The following is a 598-nucleotide window of genomic DNA, read 5'->3' on the forward strand; positions in this document are numbered from 1 at the left end:
GAAGGTAGAAGAAAGTAAACGTTCCAGAGGAGAGGAATCGTTTAAGCACGAGGCGCAAACATGATAATGGCNGGTAGTGTTCAGAATTCTGTGTCACTTCTTTAATCTACACACCAAAGAGGTGATACATGACCAAACCCACATTCGACATTGATGCTGCTCTCAAGGCCCTACAGGAAGGCAAAGACCTGACCGGCAAAGACGGCATTCTCACGCCGCTGATCAAGCAGCTCACAGAAGCCGCGATGCAAGCCGAGCTGGACAATCATCTTACAGAAGAGACCGCGCCGAACCGCAAGAATGGCACGACCAGTAAGACCATGAAAGGCCCCGCCGGCAGCTTTGAACTTAAAACGCCCCGAGACCGCAGCGGTACCTTCGAACCCCAGCTTATCAAGAAACACCAGACGCATCTGACCGATGAGTTGGAGCGCAAGATCATTGCCCTGTTTGCCCTCGGCAACAGCTACCAGGACATCCGCGCCCACATTGTCGAGATGTATGATATCGAGCTGTCCAACGGCACCATCAATGCCATCACCGACAAACTCCTGCCAGAGCTACAGGCGTGGCGAGAACGTGATCTTGAAGCAATCTA

Annotated in this window: 1 protein-coding gene; it reads left to right on the forward strand. The window is 52.3% G+C overall.

The features are described from left to right. Positions 1-128: 128 nt before the first annotated feature. Positions 129-598, forward strand: a 470-nt coding sequence (locus A3730_RS12945) for a transposase (protein ID WP_197477473.1), incomplete at its 3' end; no start/stop codon positions are given.

Source organism: Alcanivorax sp. HI0044, from assembly GCF_001634945.1.